Raw genomic sequence first — 24,428 nt, forward strand, 5'->3', positions numbered from 1 at the left:
CAATGGCTTTTAATAAAGAAGGTAAAGACAGCGGTTCTTTTAAGAGAAGACCTATGCACAGAAGAAAAAAAGTATGTGTATTTTGCGGAAAAGATAATGTAATCGACTACAAAGATACCAATAAATTAAAGAGATATGTATCTGAGAGAGGTAAAATCCTTCCCAGGAGAATCACAGGAAACTGTGCAAAACATCAGAGAGCTCTCACAGTTGCAATTAAGAGAGCGCGCCACGTTGCATTGATGCCATACGTGACAGATTAATACAAAAACAGAGAATCGGCCATCGAACAAATGGTCGATTCTTTTTTTTATTTATATTGCTATTTTCATAGTGTACGTGGTACAATAGACGTAAACGTATTTTATGTATCGGGCTTATTTTGCCCGCAGCATTATTATGGGAGGCAGTAAAATTGAAAATCATAAAGAGAAGCGGAGAGGAAGTTATTTTCGATATTACCAAAATTATAGCGGCTGTCCACAAGGCCAACAAGGAAGTGGAAACCACCCACCGACTGACTACGGAACAGATTCAGCAGATTGCTGACAAGGTGGAAAAGGTATGTCAGGACTCCATCCGTGCCATGGGGGTAGAAGAAATCCAGGATGCGGTGGAAGAGAGAATCATGGAAGTGGGGGCTTTCCATGTGGCAAGAGCTTACATCACATACCGGTACAGGCGTCAGCTTGTGCGTCAGTCGAATACAACAGACAGGCAGATTATGACTATTATTGAGAGTCAGAATGAAGATATTAAACAGGAAAATTCCAATAAAAATCCTTTATTGGCCTCTACTCAGCGTGATTATATGGCAGGAGAAGTCAGCAAAGATATTACAAAGCGTTTTCTTCTTCCCCCGGAAGTATGGGAAGCCCATGAAAAAGGTTTGATCCATTTTCATGACGCAGATTATTTTGCCCAGCATATCCACAACTGCTGTCTGGTGAATTTAGACGATATGCTCCAAAATGGTACAGTTATCAGCGAGACCAAAATAGACAGGCCGAATTCTTTTTCTGTGGCATGTATTGTGGCATCCCAGATTATCGCTCAGGTGGCTTCCAGCCAGTATGGGGGACAGTCCATCAGCGCCTATCACTTGTCTAAATTTGTGGCTTCTTCCAGGGCAAAATTCCGCAGGGAAGTGAGACTGGACTTTGAGAAAGCAGGGATTCAGGCAGATGAAGAACAGATTTACCGCGTTGCAGAGGAAAGAGTGGAAAAAGATATAGAAAAGGGAGTGCAGACCATTCAGTATCAGGTGGTTACTCTTATGACTACAAACGGACAGGCTCCTTTTATCACGGTGTTTATGTATTTGGATGAGGCGCCGGAAGGACAGGACAGGGAAGATTTAGCTATGGTGATAAGGGCTCTTTTAAACCAGAGAATTTTAGGGGTGAAAAATGAGCAGGGTATTTACATTACACCGGCATTTCCAAAGCTTATCTATGTGCTGGATGAAGACAATATCACAAAGGAAAGTCCCTACTGGGATGTGACAGAGTTGGCTGCAAAATGTACCGCTTTACGGATGGTGCCGGACTATATCTCTGCAAAAGTTATGAGAGAGTTAAAGGACGGCAATGTATATACCTGTATGGGCTGCCGATCTTTTCTAACAGTGTATCACGATGAAGAGGGAAAACCAAAATTTTATGGAAGATTTAATCAGGGTGTCTGCACCATTAACTTGGTGGATGTTGCCTGTTCTTCCCAGGGTGATTTTGATGAATTCTGGAAAATTTTTGACGAGCGGTTAAATTTGTGCTATAAGGCACTGATGGCAAGAAATTTAAGACTGAAAGGAACAAAGTCAGATATTGCACCGATTCTCTGGCAAAATGGTGCCCTTGGCCGGCTAAAGAAAGGGGAAACTATCGATAAGCTTTTATATAATGGATATTCCACTATTTCCCTGGGATATGCAGGTCTGTGTGAATGTGTCCGTTATATGACAGGAAAGAGCCATACGGACCCGGCGGCGACCCCTTTTGCCCTGGAAGTCATGCAGCATTTAAATGAAGCATGTGCCAGGTGGAAAGCGAAAGAACATATTGATTTTTCCGTGTATGGCACTCCTTTGGAGTCTACTACTTACAAATTTGCCAAGAATCTCCAGATGCGTTTTGGCATTATTGAGGGTGTAACAGATAAAAATTATATTACAAACTCCTATCATGTCCATGTGACGGAGGAGATAGATGCATTCCATAAGTTAAATTTTGAGAGCCAGTTTCAACCCCTTTCTCCCGGCGGGGCTATCAGCTATGTGGAAGTTCCGGATATGAAAAATAACATTCCGGCGGTACTTACGGTAATGCAGCATATTTATCAGAATATTATGTATGCGGAGCTGAATACGAAAAGCGATTACTGCAGCTTATGCGGTTATGATGGGGAAATGCAAATCGTGGCAGATGAGAGCGGCAAATTGATTTGGGAATGCCCAAATTGCAAAAATCATGACCAGAATACCATGAGTGTGGCCCGGCGGACCTGCGGTTACATCGGGACCCAGTTCTGGAACCAGGGAAGAACTCAGGAGATTAAGGAACGTGTGCTGCATCTATAATATAAGGGAGAAATTATGAAACACAATTTGAAATTAACGGGCAGACTGAGGAATTATTTGATTTTGCCTATATTTTTAACAATTTTGCTTGTCATCTTAAATATACCTATTTACTTTGTAAACCAGGAGGCTGGCGTAATGGTTTCCGGTTTCCTGGTGGTATATGTGGTTTGTATGTTTGCTTCTTTTTTAAGGAATCAGCCGGTGCTGGTGAAAGAAGTGATAAATTTTGCCACGCAATATTCTACAGTGCAGAAAAAATTGTTAAATGAATTTGAAATCCCCTATGCACTTTTAGATATTAACGGGAAAATCTTATGGATGAACAATAAATTCGGGGAAGTCACCGGGAAAGATAAGGGATATCACAAAACCATATTCAGCATTTTTCACAGTATTTCCAAGGAAGAGCTGCAAAAGGGAGAAGGGGAATCTAATTTTTATATCCATTGGGAAGATAAGGTGTTTCGTGCAGAGACTACCAGACTTTATTTTGAGAGTATGGTGGAACAGAGCAGCATTATAGAAGTGACAGAAAAAAAGGAGGACAGCGCCTATCTCATTGCTTTTTATCTTTTTGATGAGACGGAACTCAGCCAGTACATTCAGGAGAACAGGGAACAAAAACTGGTGTCGGCACTGCTCTACATTGATAATTATGACGAGGCTTTAGACAGCATTGAGGATGTAAAGCGCTCACTGTTAATTGCATTGATTGACAGAAAAATAAACAAATATTTTAACGAGATGGACGCATTGGTCCGCAAAATTGAAAAAGACAAATATTTTATTGTATTTAAATATAAATTTATGGAATTTCTGGAAGAGGATAAGTTTAGCATTCTTGAGGATGTAAAAACCGTAAAGGTGGGCAACGAAATGTCCGTAACCTTAAGTATCGGCGTGGGAATGAACGGGGACAGCTATAAGAATAATTATGAATTTTCCCGTATGGCCATTGATTTGGCCTTGGGCCGGGGCGGGGACCAGGCGGTGGTAAAAGAGTATGACAGAATTTCTTATTACGGAGGAAAATCCCAGACAGTGGAAAAGAGCACCAGGGTAAAGGCCAGGGTAAAGGCTCACGCATTAAGGGAAACCTTGGAGAGCCGGGAAAATGTAATTATTATGGGACACAGTATCAGCGATGCAGATGCATTCGGGGCGGCAGTGGGGATTTACTGTGCAGCCAGGGTGCTGGGAAAGAAAGCACAGATAGTTTTAAATACCGTGACCTCTTCCCTCCGTCCCATAAAAGAGTGTTTTACCCCGGACAAGGGTTATCCGGAGGATATGTTTATCAATAGTGAGCGGGCACTTGAAATTGTAAATAAAAATACTTTAGTAATGGTGGTGGATACCAACCGGCCAAATTATACGGAATGTCCCCAGTTGTTAAATAAAGGGCTGGCAGTAGTGGTATTTGACCATCACAGACAGAGCAGCGAAGTCATACAAAATCCGGTGTTGTCTTATATTGAGCCTTATGCTTCCTCTGCCTGTGAGATGATTGCAGAGGTATTGCAGTACTTTACGGAAAATATAAAATTGGAGCCCAGTGAAGCGGATTGTATTTATGCAGGAATTTTAATTGACACAAACAATTTTATGACAAAAACGGGGGTCAGGACTTTTGAGGCTGCAGCGTATTTGAGGAGATGCGGTGCAGAGGTGACAAGGGTTCGGAAAATGCTTCGGAATGATATGGATGCCTACAAGGCAAGGGCGGAGATTGTCCGTCATGCAGAAGTTTACAGAGGTTCCTTTGCCATTTCCGTATGCCCTGGAAAAATGGAGAGCCCTACTATTGTAGGGGCCCAGGCTGCAGACGAACTGCTAAATATTGTAGGAATTAAAGCATCATTTGTATTGACAGAATATCAGGAAAAAATTTATATCAGCTCCCGGTCCATTGACGAGGTAAACGTGCAGCTTATTATGGAACGCTTAGGAGGCGGAGGCCATTTGAACGTGGCGGGGGCACAGTTGTCAGGATATACTTTAAACGAGGCAAAACGGGCAGTCTGTGACGTTTTGGACAAAATGTTAGAAGAAGGAGATATAGAAGGATGAAAGTAATTTTATTGCAGGATGTAAAGTCCCTTGGAAAAAAGGGAGAAATCGTAAACGCCAGTGACGCATATGCCAGAAATGTCCTGTTTCCCAAAAAGCAGGCGGTTGAGGCAAATAATAAGAATCTCAATGATTTAAAACTTCAGAATAAACATGCCCAGAAAGTGGAGGAAGAGAATTTTGAGGCCGCTACAGCCCTGGCAAAAAAACTGGAAGATTTAAAAGTGGAAGTAAAAATAAAGACGGGGGAGGGGGATAAAACCTTTGGATCCGTTTCCACAAAAGAAATTGCTGCAGCGGCAAAAAAACAGTTGGATCTTGATGTGGACAAGAAAAAAATGCAGTTGGAAGAGCCCATCCGCTCCCTGGGGATGCACGAGGTGCCTATTCGTCTTCATTCTAAGGTAACTGGTATTCTGCGGGTGCATGTAAGCGCAGAATAGGGAGGTACTTTTCATGGAAGAAGCACTGATAAAACGAATTATGCCAAACAGCCTGGAAGCAGAACAGTCGGTGATTGGTTCCATGATTATGGATAAAGATGCCATTGTCACAGTAATGGAAATGCTGTCCCAGGAGGATTTTTACCATCAGCAGTACGGGCTGTTATTTCAGGCAATGGTGGAATTGTACAATGCAGGCCAGCCGGTGGATTTGGTTACTCTGCAGAACAAGCTGCGCTCTATGAATGTGCCCTCAGAGGTGAGCAGCCTAGAATTTATCCGGGATTTATTGACAGCCATCCCCACATCCGCCAATGTGAAGTATTATGCCCAGATTGTAAAGGATAAGGCAGTATTGAGAAGGCTTATTAAAATAACGGAGGAAATTGAAAATCAGTGTTATGCGGATACGGGAGAGCTTGAGGATATTTTGGCGGACACAGAGAGAAACGTGTTTGGTCTTTTGCAGAACCGCAGCGGAGGGGATTATGTTCCCATAAAAGAGATTGTTTTAAATGCTTTGGAAAAGATTGAGCTTGCCTCTAAGACCCAGGGGAATGTAACAGGCATCCCCACGGGGTTTGTGGACTTGGATTATAAAATGTCCGGTCTCCAGCCCTCGGATTTTATTCTGGTGGCGGCCCGTCCTTCCATGGGTAAGACGGCTTTTGTGTTAAACATAGCCCAGTATGTGGCATTCCATGAGGATATGGCCACAGCCGTATTTAGTCTGGAGATGTCCAAAGAGCAGCTTGTCAATCGTCTCTTTTCCCTGGAATCCAGGGTGGATGCCCAGGTATTGCGATCCGGAAACCTGGCGGATACGGACTGGGAAAAATTAATTGAAGGGGCGGGAGTCATTGGAAATTCCCATCTGATTATAGATGATACCCCGGGGATTTCCATATCGGAACTTCGGAGCAAATGCAGGAAATTTAAGCTGGAACATGATTTAAAGCTGATAATCATTGACTATCTGCAGTTAATGAGCGGAAACGGCAGGTCAGAATCCAGGCAGCAGGAGATTTCCGAGATATCCCGTTCTCTAAAAGGACTGGCAAGGGAGCTGAATGTTCCGGTAATTGCCTTGTCACAGCTCAGCCGCGCCGTGGAACAGCGTCCTGACCACCGTCCTATGCTCTCCGACCTCCGTGAGTCCGGAGCTATCGAGCAGGATGCGGATGTGGTAATGTTTATTTATCGGGATGACTATTATAATAAAGATACGGATTTAAAGAATATAGCGGAAATTATTATTGCAAAACAGAGAAACGGCCCTATTGGAACTATAAATCTAGTATGGCTGCCTCAGTATACAAAGTTTGCCAACATGGAAAAGTAAAGATAAAAACATTTCGGGGATTTTCGATAAAGATTCCATAAAAGCTGCCTTTGGCAGCTTTTTTCGCATAAGAAACATGGAATTGCTGCGGGGAATCGGAGGTTCCCTGTCGAAAGCACCCGATGGGAAAACATTGCACAGCGCTTCATATTCCACTATAATAAAGCATATAATAAAGATTAAACAAAAAAAGGAGGAAGACTTATTGGACAAGGTACGCTATATGATTTCAGATGCCGCAAGCCTGGTAAATGTGGAAGCACATGTCTTACGTTACTGGGAAGAGGAGTTAGAATTAAATATTCCCAGAAATGAGATGGGGCATCGTTATTATACAAAAGAAAACATACAGCAGTTCCTAAAGATTAAAGAGTTAAAAGAACAGGGGTATCAGTTAAAAGCAATTAAAATGGTGATACAAAATGCCGGCATGAAGCCGGAGGAGGCAGCAAGGCTAACTTCCGGAGAGCTGGCAGAGACAGTGAATGTGAGAAAACCGGTGGAAAAAACATTTTCCCCAGAAGATAAAATGGCCCAGTTTCGGATTCTTATGACAGGAATCGTAAAAGATGCCCTTGCGGAAAACAACCAGGCATTGGGAAGAGAAGTGGGAGAAAATGTCGGTGACCGCGTATTAAAAGAAATGAATTACCTCATGCGGGAGCAGGATGAGCAGGAGGAGGAGCGTTATCGCAAACTGGATGCAGCCATCCGTGAATTACATAGCAAAAAAGTGAAGGTGGGAAAGAAAAAGGAATCCCACAAAATCTTTGCGAAAAAGGAGGCAACCACGTAGCAGAACAGAAAACAATACAAAAAAGAAGTCATTTTACAAGTTGATTTTGTAAAATGACTTCTTTTTCATGGTCATCTCTCGATGAAGGCTGTGGATAACACCTTAAAAAGTGTTATAAGAATTAGCCCTGTTCGATTGCTCCTGTAGGACATGCACCAGCACAGGTTCCGCAATCTACACATGCGCCAGCGTCAATCTGAAATTTGCCGTCTCCTGCAGAGATAGCGCCTACTGGGCATTCTCCTTCACAAGTTCCACAGTTTACGCAAGAATCAGTAATCACGTATGCCATTGGTCAATTCCTCCTTATGTAGTTCAAGATTTAAGCCACTTTGACTTAAAAGTATTCTAATACAAAAAGTGGGTAAATACAAGTACCTGGGAGGTATTTTTCCAAAAACATTGAAAGGAAAAGATTGCATAATGAAAACAGTCATATTATAATATTTGCGGAGGCAAACCTGAAAGTCTTTGGTATAGATCAGATGGTTTGCGGAAAAAGTAAACATAGGTAACCGTTTGGTTTCCCTGAACAGTTACAATTTAAAGAAAAAGGAGGAATACACGATGACACAGGTAACGAAATCCACCATGATCGGAGAATTACTTCAGATTGATGAGAACATTGCACCCATTCTTTTAAATATAGGTATGCATTGCCTTGGATGCCCTTCATCTCAGATGGAAACCATTGAGGAAGCTGCAATGGTTCACGGAATTGAAGCTGATGCGCTGGTAAAAGAAATCAATGATTTTCTTGCAAAAGATTTAGCTGCAAATTAATCCGGTTATCAACATTAAAAGCGGTAAAAAGATACCTTATAGTTTCATTTTGAAACATAAGGTATCTTTTTTATGTGAGAAAAATGCTTTTTTGGCAAATTAGAGCTGTGCAAAAGTCTGGAGAGCCCGAACCTTGCAGATAACCGGATGATGCTCGTACATATACGCCTCCGTGGCGGCAGTGACAGTTTTCTGGCGGGCATATTCTGAGAGAATATTACAAAGTTTATTAAATGTCTCCGGTGTGGCGTTGCTCTTATGAATCACGAGATAATAGCAATGCTTTTTATCATCTTTAAACAGTGTATTCTCCCCGCTGTAGAAACCGTCTAAGACACGGGCCAGTCTGGTAATATCCTCCAGTTTGTAGAATACAAAAAGTTTTGTCAAATCGGCGGGCACACTTAAGTCTTTTGTAACGTCCTTTGAGTCATCCTTTTTTTCAACGGTAAGGGTGTCTTTTAAGGGGACAAAATCCTTAGATTCTTCTTTTTTGTCGGACTCCTGCTCCTGATGCTGTTTAGCCATTTCACGGAACAGACCTAATATATCGTCTGCGCTCTCTCCTGAAACTTCGTCTTCCTCCTCAGATAAACTGTCATATTCTTCTGATGAATCGGAAAATTTAGAAAAACGGGTGTCCAGTTCGTCAGGATATTCCACCTTAGTGACCAGTAGAATAATAGATTCCGGTGACACAGGGATAGCTTCAATCATCAATGGAATATCATCCGCTTCAAAACCAAATTCATAGTTTGCCTGCTGCATCATATCATGAAACAGCATTTTAGCTTTTTCGGAACCATAGGCAAGTTCACTTAATTTTAAATGGCGGTCCGCCAAATCTTCCGGTGTCAAGGTGCAGCGAATTTGATTATCGCTAATCTTTTCAATTTTCATTTTTTCACTTCCTGTCTATTTTACATTCAAAGTTTTCAAGGAATAATTGCTTTTTATGTATCTTTGCTCAATATAAGATATGCAGCAATCATATGCTTATTATAAACAAATGCGTATCTGATGTAAAGTGCAGATGTCAATTAAAAATATATAAATTTTATAAAAAATAGAAAAAAATGGTTGTCAATAAGTAATAATTATGCTATAAAAAGAATAAGAGATGCTTTTTCCGAGAAATTATGGAAGGAGCGACAAAAAATTCAAACATTTATCTGGTCTGACCGTTATCAGTTTCTCTCGGAAATTGGGAGAGGAAGTCAAAGTAAAATTTTTTTGGTCAGGCATCGACAGTTAGGAGAGTACCGTGCAGTAAAGTGTATTTCAAAAAATACGGACACCTCCTGGCAGATTCGGGAGGCAAAACTTCTGAATCATCTGAAACATCCACGGATTCCCATTGTTTATGATGTAGAGGAAGATGAAAATTTTTACTATATCATAGAGGAGTATGTGGAGGGTGAATCTTTAGAAGCGCTTATGCTTCAATCATCGTTTCTTACCCAAAGTTTTATTTATGAGACAATATGGGAGATATCTGAGGTCTTAAGCTATCTTCACCATATAGCCCCGGTTCCGGTAATTTATCAGGATTTAAAGGCGGAACATGTAATTCTGGGGAAAAAAGGTGTAAAGCTAATTGACTTTGGCATTGCTACCTATCTAAATGAGACAGGGTGCAGATTTCAAAATTACGGGACGCCGGAGTATACAGCTCCGGAAAAAAGAGAGCTTGCCAAAATTAATGTGGGCACAGACATTTACAGTCTGGGCAAGCTGTTAGGCCAGTTGGTTTTGGCGGGGAATGAAAAGTCCCTAAGTCTTTTGTGTATTTCTCAAAAAGCCACGCATCCCATGGAGAGCCAGCGCTATCATTCGATAGAGGAATTTCAGAAAGCTCTTAGGAGGGCAAAAGAAAATATGCAATCAGAAAAAAATCCGGTGAATCAAAAGCATCTCTTAAAAACAATTATAGTTGCAGGCAGCAGACCAGGAACAGGCGTCACTCATATTGCTGTCTCTCTCACACAATATCTCAATTCCCATCACGTTCCGGCGGTTTATGAGGAAAAGAATCCCAGCAATGATATGCGTAAAACTGTAAAATCAGGAAAACATTTCGCAGAGTGTAACGGGCTTTACCGAAGGGGAGATTTTTTGGGACTGCCATTGTATGGGGAGGGGGTAGAGATTTCCGTGAAAGAGGAGAGCGTTTCGGTGAAGGATTGGGGAAATAACCTTGAGAGAGCCAGGGAGGAGAAAGGGGATTTGTTTTTGCTGGTAGCAGGAAGCAGAGAATGGGAAAGAGATTCTGCAAAAACCAGCGTAAATTCCCTTTCTGAAGAAATCGACCTGATTCTTATTTCCAATTACGGGGACAAGAGACAGGCCAGGCAGTATGCAAAGGAATTTTGTAAACCGGTGTACTGTTTTCCCTTGGACAAGGACCCTTTTAAGGCCGGAAAAGAAAAAGACAGGTTTTTTGGGATGCTTCTGCAGAGAGAAGGTGGTGATGATTACAAAAGAAACACATATAAGAACCGTTGGCATTGCAGGGAGCACAAGGGGGAGCGGCACAACCCATTTGGCCGTATCTTTGGCAAACTACGCATCATCTGGACTTTTGGAAAAAAGCGCATATATTGAAGCCGGAGGCCAGGGAGAGCTGACCCGCTGGAAAACGCCGGGGAAATCAGGATATTTCACAGAAAAAGGGGTACATTTTTACCCTAATGTAAAGAGAGAAGATATTCCAATTTTGTTAAACAGGGATTACAAGAGACTGATATTTGATTTTGGAGAAAAGTATCTTTTTTTCCGGGAAGAGATTTTAAGATGCGACCGGAAAATATTCCTGTTAAATATTAGCCCCTGGCAAAAATTTACTGCGGAAAAGCTGGTGCGGGAGTTAGCGGAGGAAGAGTGGGGGAAAGTTATGCCCCTGTTTGCCAGTGCCTTTGCTTCCCCAAAGGAAAAAAGCCAAATAGAAGAAGCATTCCATATCCACATTATGGAGATTACCGGTATTTGCAATGCATTTGCGATATCCGGAAAATCCTTTTCCATGATGAATCAGCTCCTGGGGGAAAATGCCCCGGTGAAGAAGAAATTTAGTCTGAATTTAACCAAAAGAAAAAGGTAGTTTTTCACAAAAAAGGGTTGCCTTCTTTTGGAAAATAGGAGCAAGCAATGGAGAATGAAAGAAAAATGCAGCTATTTGTAGAACTTCAGGAAATTGAAAAGAGAGGGATTACATTGTGGATGGAAGGAAACCTCAGTAATTCCGGCCGCATTGCCGATGCCATTTTTGTCAATGAAAGCGAGGCCTATATGCGGGATTATATTTATGAACAGGGGGTGTTAAAGGAACTTCATTTTGATAAAGTAAAAAATAACTGATTCCCACAGGGAATTTAATTTGTAACTATTAACAGGATTATGTCATACACAATAGAATCGAATCGGGGTTCCTCGATGCCGTTTCGAGTCATACATAAAAAGAAAAAAGATGAAGGAACCGGGAATGGAGCGAAGCTATTTCCGGTTTTTTTCTTTTTTTGTAGCGGGAAAAATTTAGTTATGATATACTGATACTGCATATGTGGAATGGTGTGTAACAGCTCATTCAATTCTGTGCAGTTACGGAATTACAGAGGAGGATACAGTCTAAATGGATGCAAAAAGAGTAAAGCAGTCAATTATTTTGGCAGTGTCAGTAATACTTGTCATTATACTTGTGCTGGTAATTGGGAAGTTAATTGATAAATATACCCCGTCTAAGGAACAGCAGGATTTGTGGGAATATTACGGGCTTACGGAGGAGTCCCAGGCAGCCATTGTGTTAAATCATGAGGTCATTTCTCAAAAAGCGGTTATCAGGGAAGGCATAGTTTACTTAAGTTATGAAACAGTTCGGGATGTATTTAACAGCCGTTTTTACTGGGATTACAATGAAAATCTTCTTCTCTATACCACTCCTGAGGATGTGGTATCTGCGGCGGCGGACAGCAAGGAGTATTTTGTTACAAAGGACAAGAAATCAGAAAATTATACCATTGTTTATGCAGATGCCAATACAGCTTACATCGCCATGGATTACGTAAAAAAATACACGGATTTGGATTATGAGTTCTTTGAAGAGCCAAACCGGGTGGTGGTAAGGACAAAATGGGAGGATGAACCAGGGGTTTTCGTGAAAAAGGATACCCAGATACGCTACCGTGGAGGAATTAAAAGTCCGATTTTAACAGAAGTTTTCAAGGAGACGGAGCTTACTGTTTTAGAGAAGGGTGAGGACTGGGATAAGGTAGCGACAAATGAAGGCGTGATTGGCTATATTAGAAAGAAACGTCTTGGAAAAGAAGAGGTAAAGACTTTTGAACATACCCCGATGACAGAAACTTTTTCCCATATCTTAAAGGATAAAAAGATAAATATGGCATGGCATCAGGTTACTACAGAAGATGCAAACAGCACTGTGGCGGATGTTCTTTCCAATACCAAAGGCCTAAACGTAATTTGCCCCACCTGGTTTTATTTAAATGACAATGAGGGAAATCTTGTGAATATCGCAAGTTCAGAGTATGTGCAGTACTGTCACAATCAGGGAGTGGAAGTTTGGGCATTGGTGAGCAACCTGGAAAATGATGAGGTGGATTCCGCTGAGGTTTTAAATTATACCTCTAAGCGTACACATTTGGTGAATCAGTTGATAGCGGCGGCGATTCAGTTTGATTTCGACGGGATTAATGTAGATTTTGAGGCCCTAAGCCAAGAGGCAGGGGATGGATATGTCCAGTTTATCCGGGAGCTTTCCTTAAAATGTGAGAACAATGGAATTGTCCTGTCAGTGGACAATTATGTGCCCACGGAATACAGCATGTTTTATAACAGGAAAGAGCAGGGGAATTTTGCAGATTACGTGATTATTATGGGGTATGATGAGCATTACGCCGGAGGAGATGAGGGTTCCGTGGCTTCCATAGGATTTGTAACCCAGGGAATTGCAGATACCTTAAAGGAGGTTCCGGCGGAGCAGATTATCCTGGCTGCGCCCCTTTACACTAGAGTCTGGATTGAAACCCCAAAAGCGGCCTCAGATGACGTGGAGGCGGCCTCGGAAGATTATGTTCCCTATGATTTAAGCTCTAAGGCAGTGGGGATGCAGGAGGCGTGGCGCATGGTGGAGGCCAACGGTGTGGAGCCTGTGTGGCTGGAGGACTGCGGACAGTACTATGCAGAATACTTAAATGAAAATGATACTTATAAAATATGGCTGGAAGATTTGGCATCAATGGAGTTAAGACTTCAGGCAGCTTCGGAAAACGGGCTGGCAGGAATGGCGTTCTGGAAACTTGGATTTGAACACAGCAGCTTCTGGGATACGGTGATAAAGTATATGAATTAAGTCAGAAAAAAGGCAGTGGGAAAAGCTTTACGCTTTTCTCACTGCTTTTATGATGGCACGGAATTTCGGTGTTGTTCCGTAGAGCAAAACCCCTACCCGGTAAATTTTAGCAGAAATGATTCCAATGCCAAAGACAGATAAAATCAGGATGACAATAGAAATTGCCACTTCATAAAAGGGAACCGTGCTCATGGCAATTCTGGTAAACATTGCCATAGGGGAAGTAAAGGGTATATAAGAACATACCTTCATCACCATATTATCCACATTTCCTGAGGACATGGAGAATATCACTGCAAAAAACGCTGCAATAAATAAGAAAGTTAAAGGCATTACCGAAGTGTTGATATCTTCCACTTTGGAGGCTGTGGAGCCTATGGCACCGTAGAGGAATGCATATACAAAAAATCCCAGCACAAAGAATATGAGCATATATACCAAAAGGTAAAGGGGCATATCAAAGAGGGAAGTGATAATAGGATTATTTCCCCACGTGGATTTATTTATATTGTAAAACAAGTATGCAGAGCCAAAAACAGCTACAAGCTGGATAATTCCTGCCAGGCAGGAAGCAATTACTTTGCCAAACATCATGCTGGCCGGCTTTGCGCTGGTAATCAAAAGTTCCATAGCACGGGAACTTTTTTCTGTTGCAACATTTGTGGCAACCATCTGTCCATAGAGAAGAATTGCCATATATAAAACCATAATCATGATATAAGTGTAAAAATAATTCTGTGCCTGGTCAACTCCAAGGTTCTCTGTTTCATGGTTGATCTGAAGGGAGAGAATCTCTGCTGCTGTTTCTTGGGAAATTCCTGCCTGTGACAGGGCATCTATGCGGCAGAGGTTTTGAAGGGTTTCATCTGCAATGGCTGTGTTTCCGTCATACATGTTGAGATTATTTACATAATAGGTATAGGAGGTAAGATTTTCCATTACAAAAGCACATTCTATTTCTCCTGAAATAATCTGCTCCTTTACATCAGAAAGCCCGTCTGTTGGGAGAAGGATTCTGTAGTCAGGAAAAGAAGCGGAAAAGGCATCATATACCAGTTTTGTCTGTACTGGGTCTTTGGCAAGAATTGCCATAACAGGAGATTCCTCGTCCTGCACCACAATTTCCTGTCCGGAGGAATCTTTATCCTTACCGCCTATAATAATTCCTGAAACCCGCGGGAAAAACATTACAGCGGCAATAACTACAACCAGAAAAATGGTTATTCCAAGAAAAGTCTTATTTTTTAAATAGCTTAATAGTTCAAATTTCAATATGGTTCCAAATTGATTCATTCTTTTTCCCCTCCTTTTTCTTCGCCCCCGGTGTATTCCACAAATATGTCATTTAAAGAAGGCTCAAAAACTTTTAGTTCGTCTATGTCATATTTTTCCGTTAGGTACTGCATCATTTCCCTTTTTCTGTCAGGGGAATCCAGTTGAATCAGCACTTCCCCTGTCTCGGTTCTGCTGCTTATGTCTTTTAAGTCAGATAAAATCTCGTATTCCCGGTCAGAGCGAAGAATGAGTTTATCTCTGGTATAATTGTGTTTAATATCGTGGAGGTTGCCTTTTAAAACAATTTCCCCCTGGTTGATAATAGCGATATTACTGCAGAATTCTTCAATATAGCTCATTTGATGGCTGGAAAAGAGCACAATTTTTCCCTTTGCAATCTCTTCTTTTACCACATCTTTTAAAAGCATGGCATTTACAGGATCCAGGCCGGAAAAAGGCTCGTCTAAAATTACGATTTCCGGGTTGTGGGCAAGGGCGGTAATCAGCTGTATTTTCTGCTGGTTTCCTTTGGAAAGGGTGTCCAGCCGCTTATTGCGGTACTGCGTCATGTCCAGCCTCTCAAGCCAGTAATCTGCCGCTTTTACCGCTTCTTTGGATTTCATTCCGTGAAGTGCTGCAAAATATACCAACTGGTCAATAATTTTCTTTTTGGGATAAAGCCCCCGTTCTTCCGGGAGATAGCCGATTTTAATTTCATTGTAGTTAATCGGGGCGCCGTCTATTAAAACATTTCCCTTTTCTGCGGGAAAGACATCCATTAAAATACGGATTGTGGTAGTCTTTCCGGCGCCGTTGCGCCCCAAAAGGCCAAAAGCCTCCCCGCTGACGGCGAAAAAAGAGATGCCTTTTAAGACTTCTTTTTCACCGAAGCTTTTTTCAATATTTGTTAGTTCCAGTTTCATAGTTTCCTCCATCCTCTTATTTGTACGACTGTAATAATACAACAGTTATATATTTTTGTCAAGAAACCACAGCTAAAAGAAACACCCTGCCAAGAGGCAGGGCTTAGATATTCTATGTTTCAAATTCATATTCCGCATAGCGTCCTTTTGTATTCTTTTTTACTGTATAGAGGGCTTCATCCGCATGGCTCAGCAGTTGGGAGATACTGCTTTTTGCATCACTGGTCCAGGCGAATCCGCTGGAAGCGCTTATTACTTTGGATTCTGTCTCGGAAAGTTTTATGCTATGCTCCTTTAACGTGGAATAAAAGGAATTTAAATAGGTAAGAATCTGGTTTTTCTGGTCACAGTAGTAAATCATCATACAAAATTCATCACCGGAACGCCTGGCTGAGAGAATATGTTCCTGGGGCATAGATTTTAAAACTTGGGCAAATCCCTGGAGATAAGCGTCTCCCATGTCATGGCCGTATGTGTCGTTTATGGATTTAAAATGGTCTAAATCCATCATAACAAAGGCGCAGAGTTTTTCATCAGGCATTTGATGTAAAATTTTTTCAGATAATTCTTTAAAATGTCCGAATTTGTATAATCCGGTAAGGGGGTCATGGGTATTCTCGTACTGCATCTGCTGCTTTTCCGTTACATCTTTTGTCACATCAGCTATAATGCCAAGATATCCCTCCTGTGACTGTGACATATGGATATGAATATATCTGGAATCACCTATTTTAAATATTTCCTTTTCCCCATCGATGGGATTTTTCATGATATCTTTTATATACTGGTCAAAAAGGGAGGCATTTTGGTAAAGTCGGTAAGCCTCTTTCTCCGGCAATTCCAAAAGACCGGAAAGGCCAGATGTCACAAAAACATGCTGAACTCCCTTTTCATATTCAAATGCCGCCAGGGGAATACCGCTGATTTCAATTATGGCAGAGATGCGGTCAGAAAGACTGACAATGCTTTTTACCATTGTGTTAATTCCCTTGCTGAGTTCTTCAAATTCCCGGTTTCCCCCTACAGTTACAGTAGTATCTAAATTTCCCTTTGTAATGGCGTAAAGATTTTTTATTATATTATGTATTCCCTGGATGACTTTTTGCTTCACCAGATAATTTAAAAGAAGGATAACCGCAGCTTCTATAAAAATGAGATAGAAAAAGGTGGCAAGAATATTTCCCCACAATTTCTGGTAAAGGGTATGCTTGGGGAGGGCAGCACACAGGAGTACTCCTTCATAGAGCCTGCTCAATACATACATAGATGTGCCGTTTCCTGTTTTATATGCCCCTTTTGTGCAGTCTAAAAGTTCATGAAGCTCATAACATTCCCCGTCAAACTCTTTAGAAAGGCCGTCTGAGTGGCCTAACATTTCTCCGGTAGTGGCATCCACCACAAAAAGTTCTTCTCCAATGTCTGTAGGAAATTTAGAAAATATATACTCATAAGTATTTCGCGACTGTGCGCTTAACTGTCTGGTAGGGGTAAAGCCTACCTGGACAATTCCCTTTACGGCTTTTCTGGAAACACCCACGTATTGCCGAATTTTCCCTTCCGCTGCATTGGGCTGGGCATCCTGAATTAAATAGGCATCTTTGTCATCGGTGTCTAAAAGGGCAAGAAAGGCTTTTGTCTGTTTATGGTCCGCCATATCAATGCCCACATATTTGGAAACGGAGGCAGCCACAATAATGCCATTTTCATCAATGACATGTAATTCATCTACGTTGAGTAAATTCGCAAGATACTGCATTTCCGATACGTCCAGGGAGACTTCCGGCTGTCTGTCCAGCACATATGCGGCGGCCCTTGCCCTTGTAAGGTAATCTTCATCCAGGCTGTCCTTTAAGAGAGAAAGTTCTTCCTGGTTGTTTTCCAGGGTATGTATCATCTGTTCTATCTTGGCGTGGAAGGAGCCAAACTGCTGGGTTTCCAGCATGTGCATGCTGAATAAGAAATTGATGGAAAGTATGAGAAATATAGCTGCTGTCATAATCATAAAAGTATATTTAATAAAGACTTTTTGCATGGCTTCCCTTTCTTCTTATAATATATGACAATTATAATAGGTTTTAAGATTTCCGAAGTCCTAATATTTCGCATATGATACTAAAATTTCGCAAAGAGAAGAATTTTAAAAATTCCCCCTTCACAAAAGCAGCCGATATTTCCTCCTATTTTGTGGGAGAAGGACGAAACGCTCTGCATACCCAGGCCATGGTATCCCCCTTTTTTGCTCCTGGGCAGTCCGGTAACAGGGTCAAAAATGATTTCTTTTTCACAGGGATTTTTTATTTCAACCAATAAATGGTCTTTTTCACAGTGGATTTTTACATCTACATATCTTTTATCTTCTTTCAGGTCCTTTACATGGATAATAGCATTTTCCAGGAGATTGGCAATAACGGAGGCAAATTCATAGTCCTTTACAGGAAGTTTTTTAGGCAGTATGATATCGCAGCGCATTTCAACACCAAAAGACCGGGCCCTTCCAGACATTTCTGACATAATGGAATTTAATATAATATTGCTGCAGTATCTGATTACTTTGTTATCGTCAGCCACTTCATGAATATGCTCTGTAATTTTTTTTATTTGGCCGTATTCCCCCTGGGCCAGCAGAGAGTCAATCATGCTGGAATAATGCCTCATATCGTGCCGGAGTATTTTTAAGTTCAATTCAGACTGCTCTACCAGATGGTACTGTTTTTCCAATCCTTTAATATGGGACTCAAATATTAAATTTTTCCAGTATATACCGGCACTGTTTGATTCACTTTCCAGATACCGAAGTACCACTACATAGGAGACAAACATGGTAATAATAAATATTATGGTGCCGGGAATATTTTGGGGCTGTTCATACAGTGTATGGGGAAAGAAAGACAGAAAGGAAAATCCGCAGTAAAAGAAAACCGGAATGAGACAAAGTTCCCACCAGCTCTTCATTAATTTCCTCTCGTATCCTTTCAGGCAGATTTCACGGATTCTGAAGTACAGGAAAACTAAAATACCTGCATGGATAAAAAAGCCTCCTATCAAAGACAAGGGAGCATTGTTTGTATATATATGAAAAATAGATGTTGCAATACTTCCGGCAATCACATAGTTGGAGGCGCTTAATGTCATAAAAAGGGCTCTTGTATCTCTTGTCCGGGATATGATAATGCCTGTAAACTGCGTGACAAATATCTGGAAAAGAGTTACAAGCACATAACATAAGCCGCTGTCCGGAAAAAAGTTCAATTTTATAATATCTGTAATTGTCAGCAAGAAAAAAGAAGTAAAACAAATTGCCTTTGTTTTTCCTTTGGAAAAACGGTGAATGACAAAAAAATAGATAAATAGCATTAAAAAAATATGGCTTAACATATATGAAATATTTTTAAAATAGTCCATGTCTCTCCTACCTGTACTGTTCGGAATAGAATAAAAGATATTCTTTTTTTACTTCTGCGGTTCTCTTTTTGCTCACAGGAATCGTAATGCCGCTTTCCATAACTACAGAATTAGGCAGCAGTTTTTTTACATACTTTAGGTTAATCACAAAGGATTTGTGAACCTGAAGGAAGTTTTTGTCCCACAGAAGTTCCTCTATCTCTTCATCAAAAGACTTTCGGATAAAAATACTTTTAATAATTTCTTTATCTGTGAGATGTATCTCCAAAGTGCGGGACACATTTTCCACGTACTCTATTTTGGAATGGGGGGCTGATACCAACCCTTCTCTGGTTTTGATCAGAAAAACCGGCCCCTTTTTTATTTCTCTGGAGGAGAGTGCATAGTCTAAAGCTTCAAACAAATCTGTTTCACGAAGGGGCTTTAAGAGATATCTCACTGCGTGGAGGGAATAGGCATCCAGCGCAAAATCAGTAGAGGAGGTAATATAGATAATTATACTATCTGAGCTGGATTTTAAAAGCTGTCTGCCAAGGTCGATTCCAGTCTTTTCTGACATAATCATATCTAAGAGGTAGATATCTGCCAGGTCTTTTTCACATATCCGGTTGTAAAGCTTTCGTGGGTCTGAATACTTTTCTGTTAGGATTTCAAGGTTTGGATAGAGCTTTATATACTGATTTATCAGTTTTTCTATTTTAATCAGGTCTTCAATGTTGTCATCACAAATTACAATTTTCATAGGTCTGTTTGTCCTGCCTGCTTATTTGTCTCACAATTTTAGAAATTGTCATAGGATTGTGTGTCTGATACATTGTAGCACATCTGGTAAGATTCAGCGAGAAATATTTTATCTATTGTGAAACTTTTTTATGTCATAATTCGTATTATTTATATAAGGAACATTAATTTTCAGACAGGAGGATACAAAAAATGAGTGTTTTGGGAATCGGGAATTATAGATTTGAGAATTATGGATTTTCAGGTGTACCTAGAAAAGGGCAAAAGCCAGAGGGACAGGGGGATTTTCCAGGTTTTCAGGCAAAAATACCGGAAGAGAATGAGGAAAAAAGATTGGAGGTTTCGCCGGAGGAGGCACAGAAGAAAGGGGAAGAGGAAGACCAGGAGAAGACTGAAACAAAGGAAGATATTATCGTAAAACCGGATGGTTCCAGGGTGCTTGTGATAACTTCTAAAATGGGTGACAGGGAAATTACCAAAAGCGTAAAGCTGCCGGACCGTTCTATGGGGCTGCCGGAGAAATCATCCGAAAAATCTAAGATTAGCAACGGCCCAAATGTGTATACAGTGTATATGGAGGATGAGGATATGCTGTATTCCGGGGGAAATGGTACGGGGCTTTCTTTTTATATTAAGTGGGCCGAGGATTCCACGGAGGAAAATCCTGTGATGGTTGCCAAAGGGGTGGATGAGAATGGAGAAGAATTTGAGCAGAGGATTCATATAAAAGATATCAATCCAAATAATGCTACTTTGGTGGAAATGCGGGCATTGGAAGCTTATACTGGGGTGGAGAAAAACGGGGGATTGTCTTCTCTTCCCATGGAAACAGGAGATATGGGGTTAAATGACAGAAGGAATTTTATGCAGATGTTTAAAAAGCAGATTTCGGACATGGCCCTTTTAAAGCAGAGAGAGGCTGTGGCTTATTATGAGTATAGCATGAGGAATTACTGGGATTTTCTGGAGGATAGGGGGAATCATTACCGACACTGAGATGTTCCTTTCCGGCCGCCTGTCTTTTGGGCCGGAAAGGGGTTTTATACAGGTTTTTGTCAAGAATCGTTTTCGCCGATTAAGCGATAGGTTTCAGGGCTTGCAATAATAAGTGGAAAACTGTCGGAATCTATATCCACGTAGCAGATATAGGCATTTCCTCCCAGGGCATCGTTTATTGTTTCAATCCACATATCCACATTAAAGTTTTTATCCAAGTCTAAATCAGGTAAGATATGGGAAATCATGGCGTAGTTTTTAAGCTGCTCCAGTGACCAGAGGAAATCCTCTAAACTGCATTTCCAGTCTACTTCATAGAGATAGCCGTAGTCATGAAGCTCATCCACCATTGCAAGGAAAAAAAGGTCATCCAAATCAATCTCATCTTCTAATTCCCCATTTTCCAAATCAATGTTCCGTTCATGGAAACGGTGTGCATTTTTCTGAAAGTATTCTTTTGGATTATCCAGGGCGGATTGTAAGTGTGTTATCACATCTTCATGATTAGCGGAGATTGCTTCCGCTATTTCAAGAATGTCTTCGTAGTCTTCTCTTTCATAATCTTTCAGGAATGTATCTAAAAAATTCATGGTTTTTATATTCTCCCTTTATGTTCGCAATTTCTTTTGAGACCGACATCCGTAAAAATTCCTGTCAGGACTTCTATTTGACATTTTAGCATAAATCAGCGGCAGAATCTATAAAAATTTCAGGTATGAGAACATGCCAACACCTCATATGGTAGAGTAAAGAATCTGTGGAGCAGGGATTTGAAGAAAAAAATAGAATTAGTTATGGCTATTATCATACTGCTATCTGTTGCACTTCTTACCAGAAGGGAAGCTGTGGTCTTTACTGGGGCGGATGCAAAGGCTATAAATCAAAACTGTATTGTGATAGACGCCGGACACGGAGGGGATGACCCTGGGAAAATCGGCATTAATAAAGCCCTGGAAAAAGATATTAACCTTTCCATTGCACAAAAGCTGAAAGTGCTCCTTGAAAGCCAGGGGTATGAGGTGGTTATGACCAGAACCACTTCGGAGGGTTTATATCAGCCTGGTTCCAGAAATATGAAAGTGGAAGATATGCATAAACGGTGCAATATTATTACAGAGGCAATGCCTGTGTTTACTGTGAGCATCCACCAGAACAGCTATCCGGAGGAGTATGTAAACGGCGCCCAGGTGTTTTATTATAAGCAGTCACCAGAGGGAGAAGCTCTGGCCAAAAAAATACAGAGCAGTATGACAGCCCGTCTTGACCCGGGGAAACAGAGGGTGGAAAAGGCCAATGACAGCTATTATATGCTGAAAAAAACTCCTACTCCAACGGTAATTGTGGAATGCGGATTCCTCTCTAATTGGGAAGAAGCGGAAAAGTTATGCACAGAGGAATACCAGAATAAGGTGGCGTGGGCGATACATATGGGGATAATGCAGTATTTGAGTGAGAGGTAAGGGGACACTGCACATAAGCATATGGATTTATGCCGCTTTTTTATGCTGCAGCCCTTTAGCAGAAGTTCCAATTCATTTCTCGCAGCGGATGTTGCCCTGCCCGCAAATTGCTTGATGATGTTGTTACTGCTGGTGTTTACCCAGTAATTCTGCGGTTTTACGGAGGGCGTCATTCTAAGTGCATGGCAGTAGCTTATCACGTCCCAGGGACAATAGATGTCCAGATTACTGAAACGGTAACCGTCACACCATTCTTTTATGGCATCATATCTGTCCATAATGCTCATGTGCCATAAAGTAACACAGATAAAAAATAGACGGCAGCCTAACTATTCCGAATATATGTGTGCCAACAAATATTTACACTTATGTTTTGACCAGTTTACATATACTTGCAAAAAACTTAAATTTTGAGATGTTACAGCAAATTGACAAATTGCCAACACTTCTTGCTTGCCAGTAAAATACGAAAACTATATACTTGATACAAGAAACGCAAGGAGGATTTTATAAGTGAAATTTAATGAAAAACTTATGTCTATTAGAAAAATGAAAGGTTTATCGCAAGAGGAATTAGGAATGGAACTTCAGGTTTCAAGACAAACTATCTCTAAGTGGGAATCTGGGCAATCTTACCCGGATTTTCAAAGATTAGTTATGTTAAGTGACTACTTTGATATGACTTTAGATGAGTTGGTAAAAGATATTGATGTTCAAGATGTACGCAATAAAAATTTAACTGATGAGAAAGTGGCGTCAATTTATTTAGACGTTGAAAATGTAAAAAACAAGTCCAGAAAATTAATAAAAATCTTTTGTTATGCTGGTGTCATTTTGTTGGGAATAGTTATTTTAGGCTTTATTCTGCATTTGTTCTTTCCCGATATAGAATGGCTTTGGGGAAGCACTCAATAACTAATCATTTAGCAAATCCAGCCGAGCCAGTCAACGGCAACTAAATGGGCTGCGCCCACCGTTGACAGCTCATCTGCCCTTGCTGGTTGGTAATCAAGGGGCGACAGCAAAAAGTGCTGCCGCCCCTCTGAACAATAAAACTAAAACTGTAAACCAGATATAGATATCACCCTATGTGGGAGAAAGGGGAAAGGTATTCCATAACCGGCTCCAGGTCCAATATAGAAAATATGTTAAAAATCCACTGAAAAGTGGAGGTGAAGAAACAATGGAGTGTATTGGAAACCCGGTGTTTTCAAAGGTTGCGAGTTTCCGAGAGTACTCGCAAAGGAAAACGGAGGTGCTTTTGCGTGGGGAATCCTAAACTCATTCCGTATGAAACCATTGTCCGGGCGACCAGCGGAGAGCCGGAAGCCGTAGACGAGGTTTTACGGCATTACATCAAGCGTATCCGAATCGCTGCCATTGAAAACGGGCATATCGACAGGGATACCGAGGACAGCATAAAAAAGCGGCTTGTCGCTGCCCTGTTCAAGTTCCGTTTTGATGAACAGCCATACTCCAAAACGAATAACCGCCGCTACATAGGACAGCACACTAAGACAGGAAATCAACAAAAGGTTTCCTTTTTTTGCGCCCATTTTTGGCATTTTTCAAGCCGCCCGCCGTATTCATCATCTGCCTTGTCGCATAAAAGGTTGAATAATTGTGTGTAGAGAATACTCGCAACAAAGTTAAAGGTGTCATCGGTGTCGCTGATAATGACGAAAAGGGCGGTCTTGCTGTCTTGCCTGTTGCTGCTTTCAAGGATGTATTCATCATTTTCATCACTTTTTCTCGGTCTACCCTGTTTCCCATGCTCTAAGTCGTGGAGAATGACACGCTTTAGCTTGTCCTCTGCGCATTGGGTACTTGTATCAGAGAAGTGTACCTCGACTAAATACCTTGTCTTGTCGATTTTCTGTTGCAGACAGAGCGTTAATCGCCCTGTGGTGTTGGTCTGAATGTTGTCGCTCATGTTCCTCCTTTTGGGCGCAAAAAAAACGCATGGTTTACAATTTACTGTTCCATGCGCCTTTACACTGTTATTTTGATATTAAGTTGTTGATTATGCCAGTTGCATAACCGCTCTTTCGATTTCTTCTACATCATCTGATGTCAATTCGGGGAAAAAGGCAGAAACTTCTTCCACTTTAATACGTCCTCTTTCTATCATTGTTATCACGTTTCTTTTTGTTGTTTCTCTTTCCATATCTTTTGCATATGTTCTCATAATCTGCTCGTCATCAAATAAACTCATCATAATCGTTACTACCTCCACTTCCTTGCTGCTTAG

Annotated in this window: 22 protein-coding genes and 4 pseudogenes; 15 read left to right on the plus strand and 11 right to left on the minus strand. The window is 41.1% G+C overall.

What is annotated here, in order from left to right:
* Window positions 1-2 precede the first annotated feature (2 nt).
* The 6 genes from rpsR to D7Y06_RS13625 all read left to right on the plus strand — a co-directional run bounded on the left by rpsR (window position 3) and on the right by D7Y06_RS13625 (window position 7,232).
* Window positions 3-263, plus strand: a complete 261-nt coding sequence (rpsR, locus tag D7Y06_RS13600; protein ID WP_120408331.1) for a 30S ribosomal protein S18 — start codon at window positions 3-5, stop codon at window positions 261-263.
* A 152-nt stretch (window positions 264-415) separates the two neighbouring features.
* Complete coding sequence (gene nrdD, locus D7Y06_RS13605; protein ID WP_120408332.1) at window positions 416-2,578, plus strand: anaerobic ribonucleoside-triphosphate reductase; 2,163 nt, start codon at window positions 416-418, stop codon at window positions 2,576-2,578.
* Window positions 2,579-2,593: 15 nt separating this feature from the next.
* Window positions 2,594-4,651: a DHH family phosphoesterase gene (locus tag D7Y06_RS13610; RefSeq protein ID WP_120408333.1), complete on the plus strand. Its 2,058-nt coding sequence runs from the start codon at window positions 2,594-2,596 to the stop codon at window positions 4,649-4,651.
* Window positions 4,648-5,094, plus strand: coding sequence for a 50S ribosomal protein L9 (gene rplI / locus D7Y06_RS13615; RefSeq protein ID WP_120408334.1), 447 nt, complete (start codon window positions 4,648-4,650; stop codon window positions 5,092-5,094). Before D7Y06_RS13610 ends, rplI begins: the two co-directional genes overlap by 4 nt.
* 13 nt (window positions 5,095-5,107) lie before the next feature.
* Window positions 5,108-6,436, plus strand: coding sequence for a replicative DNA helicase (gene dnaB / locus D7Y06_RS13620; protein ID WP_120408335.1), 1,329 nt, complete (start codon window positions 5,108-5,110; stop codon window positions 6,434-6,436).
* A 205-nt stretch (window positions 6,437-6,641) separates the two neighbouring features.
* Entirely contained in the window at window positions 6,642-7,232 is a 591-nt protein-coding gene (locus tag D7Y06_RS13625; RefSeq protein ID WP_120408351.1) for a MerR family transcriptional regulator, read from the plus strand.
* Between the two features lie 121 nt (window positions 7,233-7,353).
* Here the strand turns inward: D7Y06_RS13625 and D7Y06_RS13630 are convergent, their stop codons facing one another.
* Entirely contained in the window at window positions 7,354-7,524 is a 171-nt protein-coding gene (locus D7Y06_RS13630) for a DUF362 domain-containing protein (protein WP_120408336.1), read from the minus strand.
* Window positions 7,525-7,799: 275 nt separating this feature from the next.
* Between D7Y06_RS13630 and D7Y06_RS13635 the strand changes: the two genes are divergently transcribed.
* Window positions 7,800-8,015 carry a DUF1858 domain-containing protein gene (locus D7Y06_RS13635; RefSeq protein WP_120408337.1) on the plus strand — a complete coding sequence of 72 codons (216 nt, stop codon included), beginning with the start codon at window positions 7,800-7,802 and terminating at the stop codon, window positions 8,013-8,015.
* Window positions 8,016-8,114: 99 nt separating this feature from the next.
* Here D7Y06_RS13635 and D7Y06_RS13640 read toward each other — a convergent pair whose 3' ends face one another.
* Window positions 8,115-8,915: an adaptor protein MecA gene (locus D7Y06_RS13640; RefSeq protein ID WP_120408338.1), complete on the minus strand. Its 801-nt coding sequence runs from the start codon at window positions 8,913-8,915 to the stop codon at window positions 8,115-8,117.
* A 180-nt stretch (window positions 8,916-9,095) separates the two neighbouring features.
* Here D7Y06_RS13640 and D7Y06_RS13645 point away from each other — a divergent pair, with 180 nt between their 5' ends.
* From D7Y06_RS13645 to D7Y06_RS13660, 4 genes are all read left to right on the plus strand, one after another.
* Window positions 9,096-10,619 carry a serine/threonine protein kinase gene (locus D7Y06_RS13645; protein ID WP_158591370.1) on the plus strand — a complete coding sequence of 508 codons (1,524 nt, stop codon included), beginning with the start codon at window positions 9,096-9,098 and terminating at the stop codon, window positions 10,617-10,619.
* The gene (locus tag D7Y06_RS13650; protein WP_120408340.1) at window positions 10,570-11,115 is read left to right on the plus strand and encodes a hypothetical protein; all 546 of its coding nucleotides are present in this window, start codon (window positions 10,570-10,572) and stop codon (window positions 11,113-11,115) included. Before D7Y06_RS13645 ends, D7Y06_RS13650 begins: the two co-directional genes overlap by 50 nt.
* A gap of 47 nt (window positions 11,116-11,162) precedes the next feature.
* Complete coding sequence (locus D7Y06_RS13655; RefSeq protein ID WP_199714713.1) at window positions 11,163-11,372, plus strand: hypothetical protein; 210 nt, start codon at window positions 11,163-11,165, stop codon at window positions 11,370-11,372.
* 271 nt (window positions 11,373-11,643) lie between these two features.
* Window positions 11,644-13,380, plus strand: a complete 1,737-nt coding sequence (locus tag D7Y06_RS13660) for a glycosyl hydrolase family 18 protein (protein ID WP_120408341.1) — start codon at window positions 11,644-11,646, stop codon at window positions 13,378-13,380.
* A gap of 27 nt (window positions 13,381-13,407) precedes the next feature.
* On the opposite strand, the gene D7Y06_RS13665 is transcribed toward D7Y06_RS13660, so the two are convergent.
* From D7Y06_RS13665 to D7Y06_RS13685, 5 genes are all read right to left on the minus strand, one after another.
* Window positions 13,408-14,673: an ABC transporter permease gene (locus D7Y06_RS13665; RefSeq protein ID WP_120408342.1), complete on the minus strand. Its 1,266-nt coding sequence runs from the start codon at window positions 14,671-14,673 to the stop codon at window positions 13,408-13,410.
* On the minus strand, window positions 14,670-15,578 hold the full coding sequence (locus tag D7Y06_RS13670) for an ABC transporter ATP-binding protein (RefSeq protein WP_120408343.1): 909 nt from the start codon (window positions 15,576-15,578) through the stop codon (window positions 14,670-14,672). Before D7Y06_RS13670 ends, D7Y06_RS13665 begins: the two co-directional genes overlap by 4 nt.
* 112 nt (window positions 15,579-15,690) lie before the next feature.
* Window positions 15,691-17,610, minus strand: a complete 1,920-nt coding sequence (locus D7Y06_RS13675; protein WP_120408344.1) for a sensor domain-containing diguanylate cyclase — start codon at window positions 17,608-17,610, stop codon at window positions 15,691-15,693.
* A gap of 80 nt (window positions 17,611-17,690) precedes the next feature.
* Window positions 17,691-18,710 (minus strand): sensor histidine kinase, encoded by a 1,020-nt coding sequence (locus D7Y06_RS13680; RefSeq protein ID WP_243119323.1) that lies wholly within the window; start codon window positions 18,708-18,710, stop codon window positions 17,691-17,693.
* Window positions 18,711-18,987: 277 nt separating this feature from the next.
* Window positions 18,988-19,722, minus strand: a complete 735-nt coding sequence (locus D7Y06_RS13685) for a LytR/AlgR family response regulator transcription factor (RefSeq protein ID WP_120408346.1) — start codon at window positions 19,720-19,722, stop codon at window positions 18,988-18,990.
* A gap of 191 nt (window positions 19,723-19,913) precedes the next feature.
* Between D7Y06_RS13685 and D7Y06_RS28590 the strand changes: the two genes are divergently transcribed.
* On the plus strand, window positions 19,914-20,717 hold the full coding sequence (locus D7Y06_RS28590; protein WP_330566464.1) for a hypothetical protein: 804 nt from the start codon (window positions 19,914-19,916) through the stop codon (window positions 20,715-20,717).
* A gap of 59 nt (window positions 20,718-20,776) precedes the next feature.
* Here D7Y06_RS28590 and D7Y06_RS13695 read toward each other — a convergent pair whose 3' ends face one another.
* The gene (locus D7Y06_RS13695; RefSeq protein ID WP_120408347.1) at window positions 20,777-21,307 is read right to left on the minus strand and encodes a DUF6630 family protein; all 531 of its coding nucleotides are present in this window, start codon (window positions 21,305-21,307) and stop codon (window positions 20,777-20,779) included.
* Between the two features lie 180 nt (window positions 21,308-21,487).
* Between D7Y06_RS13695 and D7Y06_RS13700 the strand changes: the two genes are divergently transcribed.
* From D7Y06_RS13700 to D7Y06_RS13710, 3 genes and pseudogenes are all read left to right on the plus strand, one after another.
* A complete protein-coding gene (locus D7Y06_RS13700; RefSeq protein WP_120408348.1) occupies window positions 21,488-22,177 on the plus strand; it encodes an N-acetylmuramoyl-L-alanine amidase in 690 nt (229 codons plus the stop codon).
* A 513-nt stretch (window positions 22,178-22,690) separates the two neighbouring features.
* Complete coding sequence (locus tag D7Y06_RS13705) at window positions 22,691-23,092, plus strand: helix-turn-helix domain-containing protein (protein ID WP_016228387.1); 402 nt, start codon at window positions 22,691-22,693, stop codon at window positions 23,090-23,092.
* 350 nt (window positions 23,093-23,442) lie between these two features.
* Window positions 23,443-23,646: pseudogene (locus tag D7Y06_RS13710) on the plus strand (helix-turn-helix domain-containing protein); the annotation flags it as partial.
* Window positions 23,647-23,747: 101 nt separating this feature from the next.
* On the opposite strand, the pseudogene D7Y06_RS28595 reads toward D7Y06_RS13710, so the two are convergent.
* From D7Y06_RS28595 to D7Y06_RS13725, 3 pseudogenes are all read right to left on the minus strand, one after another.
* Window positions 23,748-23,930 (minus strand): annotated as a pseudogene (locus D7Y06_RS28595) (type IV secretory system conjugative DNA transfer family protein); the annotation flags it as partial.
* 39 nt (window positions 23,931-23,969) lie between these two features.
* Window positions 23,970-24,110, minus strand: a pseudogene (locus D7Y06_RS27660) (transposon-encoded TnpW family protein); the annotation flags it as partial.
* A 90-nt stretch (window positions 24,111-24,200) separates the two neighbouring features.
* Window positions 24,201-24,428 (minus strand): annotated as a pseudogene (locus D7Y06_RS13725) (hypothetical protein); the annotation flags it as partial.

Origin of the sequence: Roseburia sp. 1XD42-69, assembly GCF_003612565.1 — a bacterium.
Lineage (GTDB): Bacteria > Bacillota > Clostridia > Lachnospirales > Lachnospiraceae > Roseburia_B.

Excerpts from the sequence above, each read along its gene's own strand:
- rpsR (WP_120408331.1), top strand. The coding sequence starts at position 3 with ATGGCTTTTAATAAAGAAGGTAAAGACAGCGGTTCTTTTAAGAGAAGA.
- D7Y06_RS13610 (WP_120408333.1), top strand. The coding sequence starts at position 2,594 with ATGAAACACAATTTGAAATTAACGGGCAGACTGAGGAATTATTTGATT.
- rplI (WP_120408334.1), top strand. The coding sequence starts at position 4,648 with ATGAAAGTAATTTTATTGCAGGATGTAAAGTCCCTTGGAAAAAAGGGA.
- dnaB (WP_120408335.1), top strand. The coding sequence starts at position 5,108 with ATGGAAGAAGCACTGATAAAACGAATTATGCCAAACAGCCTGGAAGCA.
- D7Y06_RS13630 (WP_120408336.1), bottom strand. The coding sequence starts at position 7,524 with ATGGCATACGTGATTACTGATTCTTGCGTAAACTGTGGAACTTGTGAA.
- D7Y06_RS13635 (WP_120408337.1), top strand. The coding sequence starts at position 7,800 with ATGACACAGGTAACGAAATCCACCATGATCGGAGAATTACTTCAGATT.
- D7Y06_RS13640 (WP_120408338.1), bottom strand. The coding sequence starts at position 8,915 with ATGAAAATTGAAAAGATTAGCGATAATCAAATTCGCTGCACCTTGACA.
- D7Y06_RS13655 (WP_199714713.1), top strand. The coding sequence starts at position 11,163 with ATGGAGAATGAAAGAAAAATGCAGCTATTTGTAGAACTTCAGGAAATT.
- D7Y06_RS13660 (WP_120408341.1), top strand. The coding sequence starts at position 11,644 with ATGGATGCAAAAAGAGTAAAGCAGTCAATTATTTTGGCAGTGTCAGTA.
- D7Y06_RS13665 (WP_120408342.1), bottom strand. The coding sequence starts at position 14,673 with ATGAATCAATTTGGAACCATATTGAAATTTGAACTATTAAGCTATTTA.
- D7Y06_RS13670 (WP_120408343.1), bottom strand. The coding sequence starts at position 15,578 with ATGAAACTGGAACTAACAAATATTGAAAAAAGCTTCGGTGAAAAAGAA.
- D7Y06_RS13675 (WP_120408344.1), bottom strand. The coding sequence starts at position 17,610 with ATGCAAAAAGTCTTTATTAAATATACTTTTATGATTATGACAGCAGCT.
- D7Y06_RS13680 (WP_243119323.1), bottom strand. The coding sequence starts at position 18,710 with ATGACATTAAGCGCCTCCAACTATGTGATTGCCGGAAGTATTGCAACA.
- D7Y06_RS13685 (WP_120408346.1), bottom strand. The coding sequence starts at position 19,722 with ATGAAAATTGTAATTTGTGATGACAACATTGAAGACCTGATTAAAATA.
- D7Y06_RS28590 (WP_330566464.1), top strand. The coding sequence starts at position 19,914 with ATGAGTGTTTTGGGAATCGGGAATTATAGATTTGAGAATTATGGATTT.
- D7Y06_RS13695 (WP_120408347.1), bottom strand. The coding sequence starts at position 21,307 with ATGAATTTTTTAGATACATTCCTGAAAGATTATGAAAGAGAAGACTAC.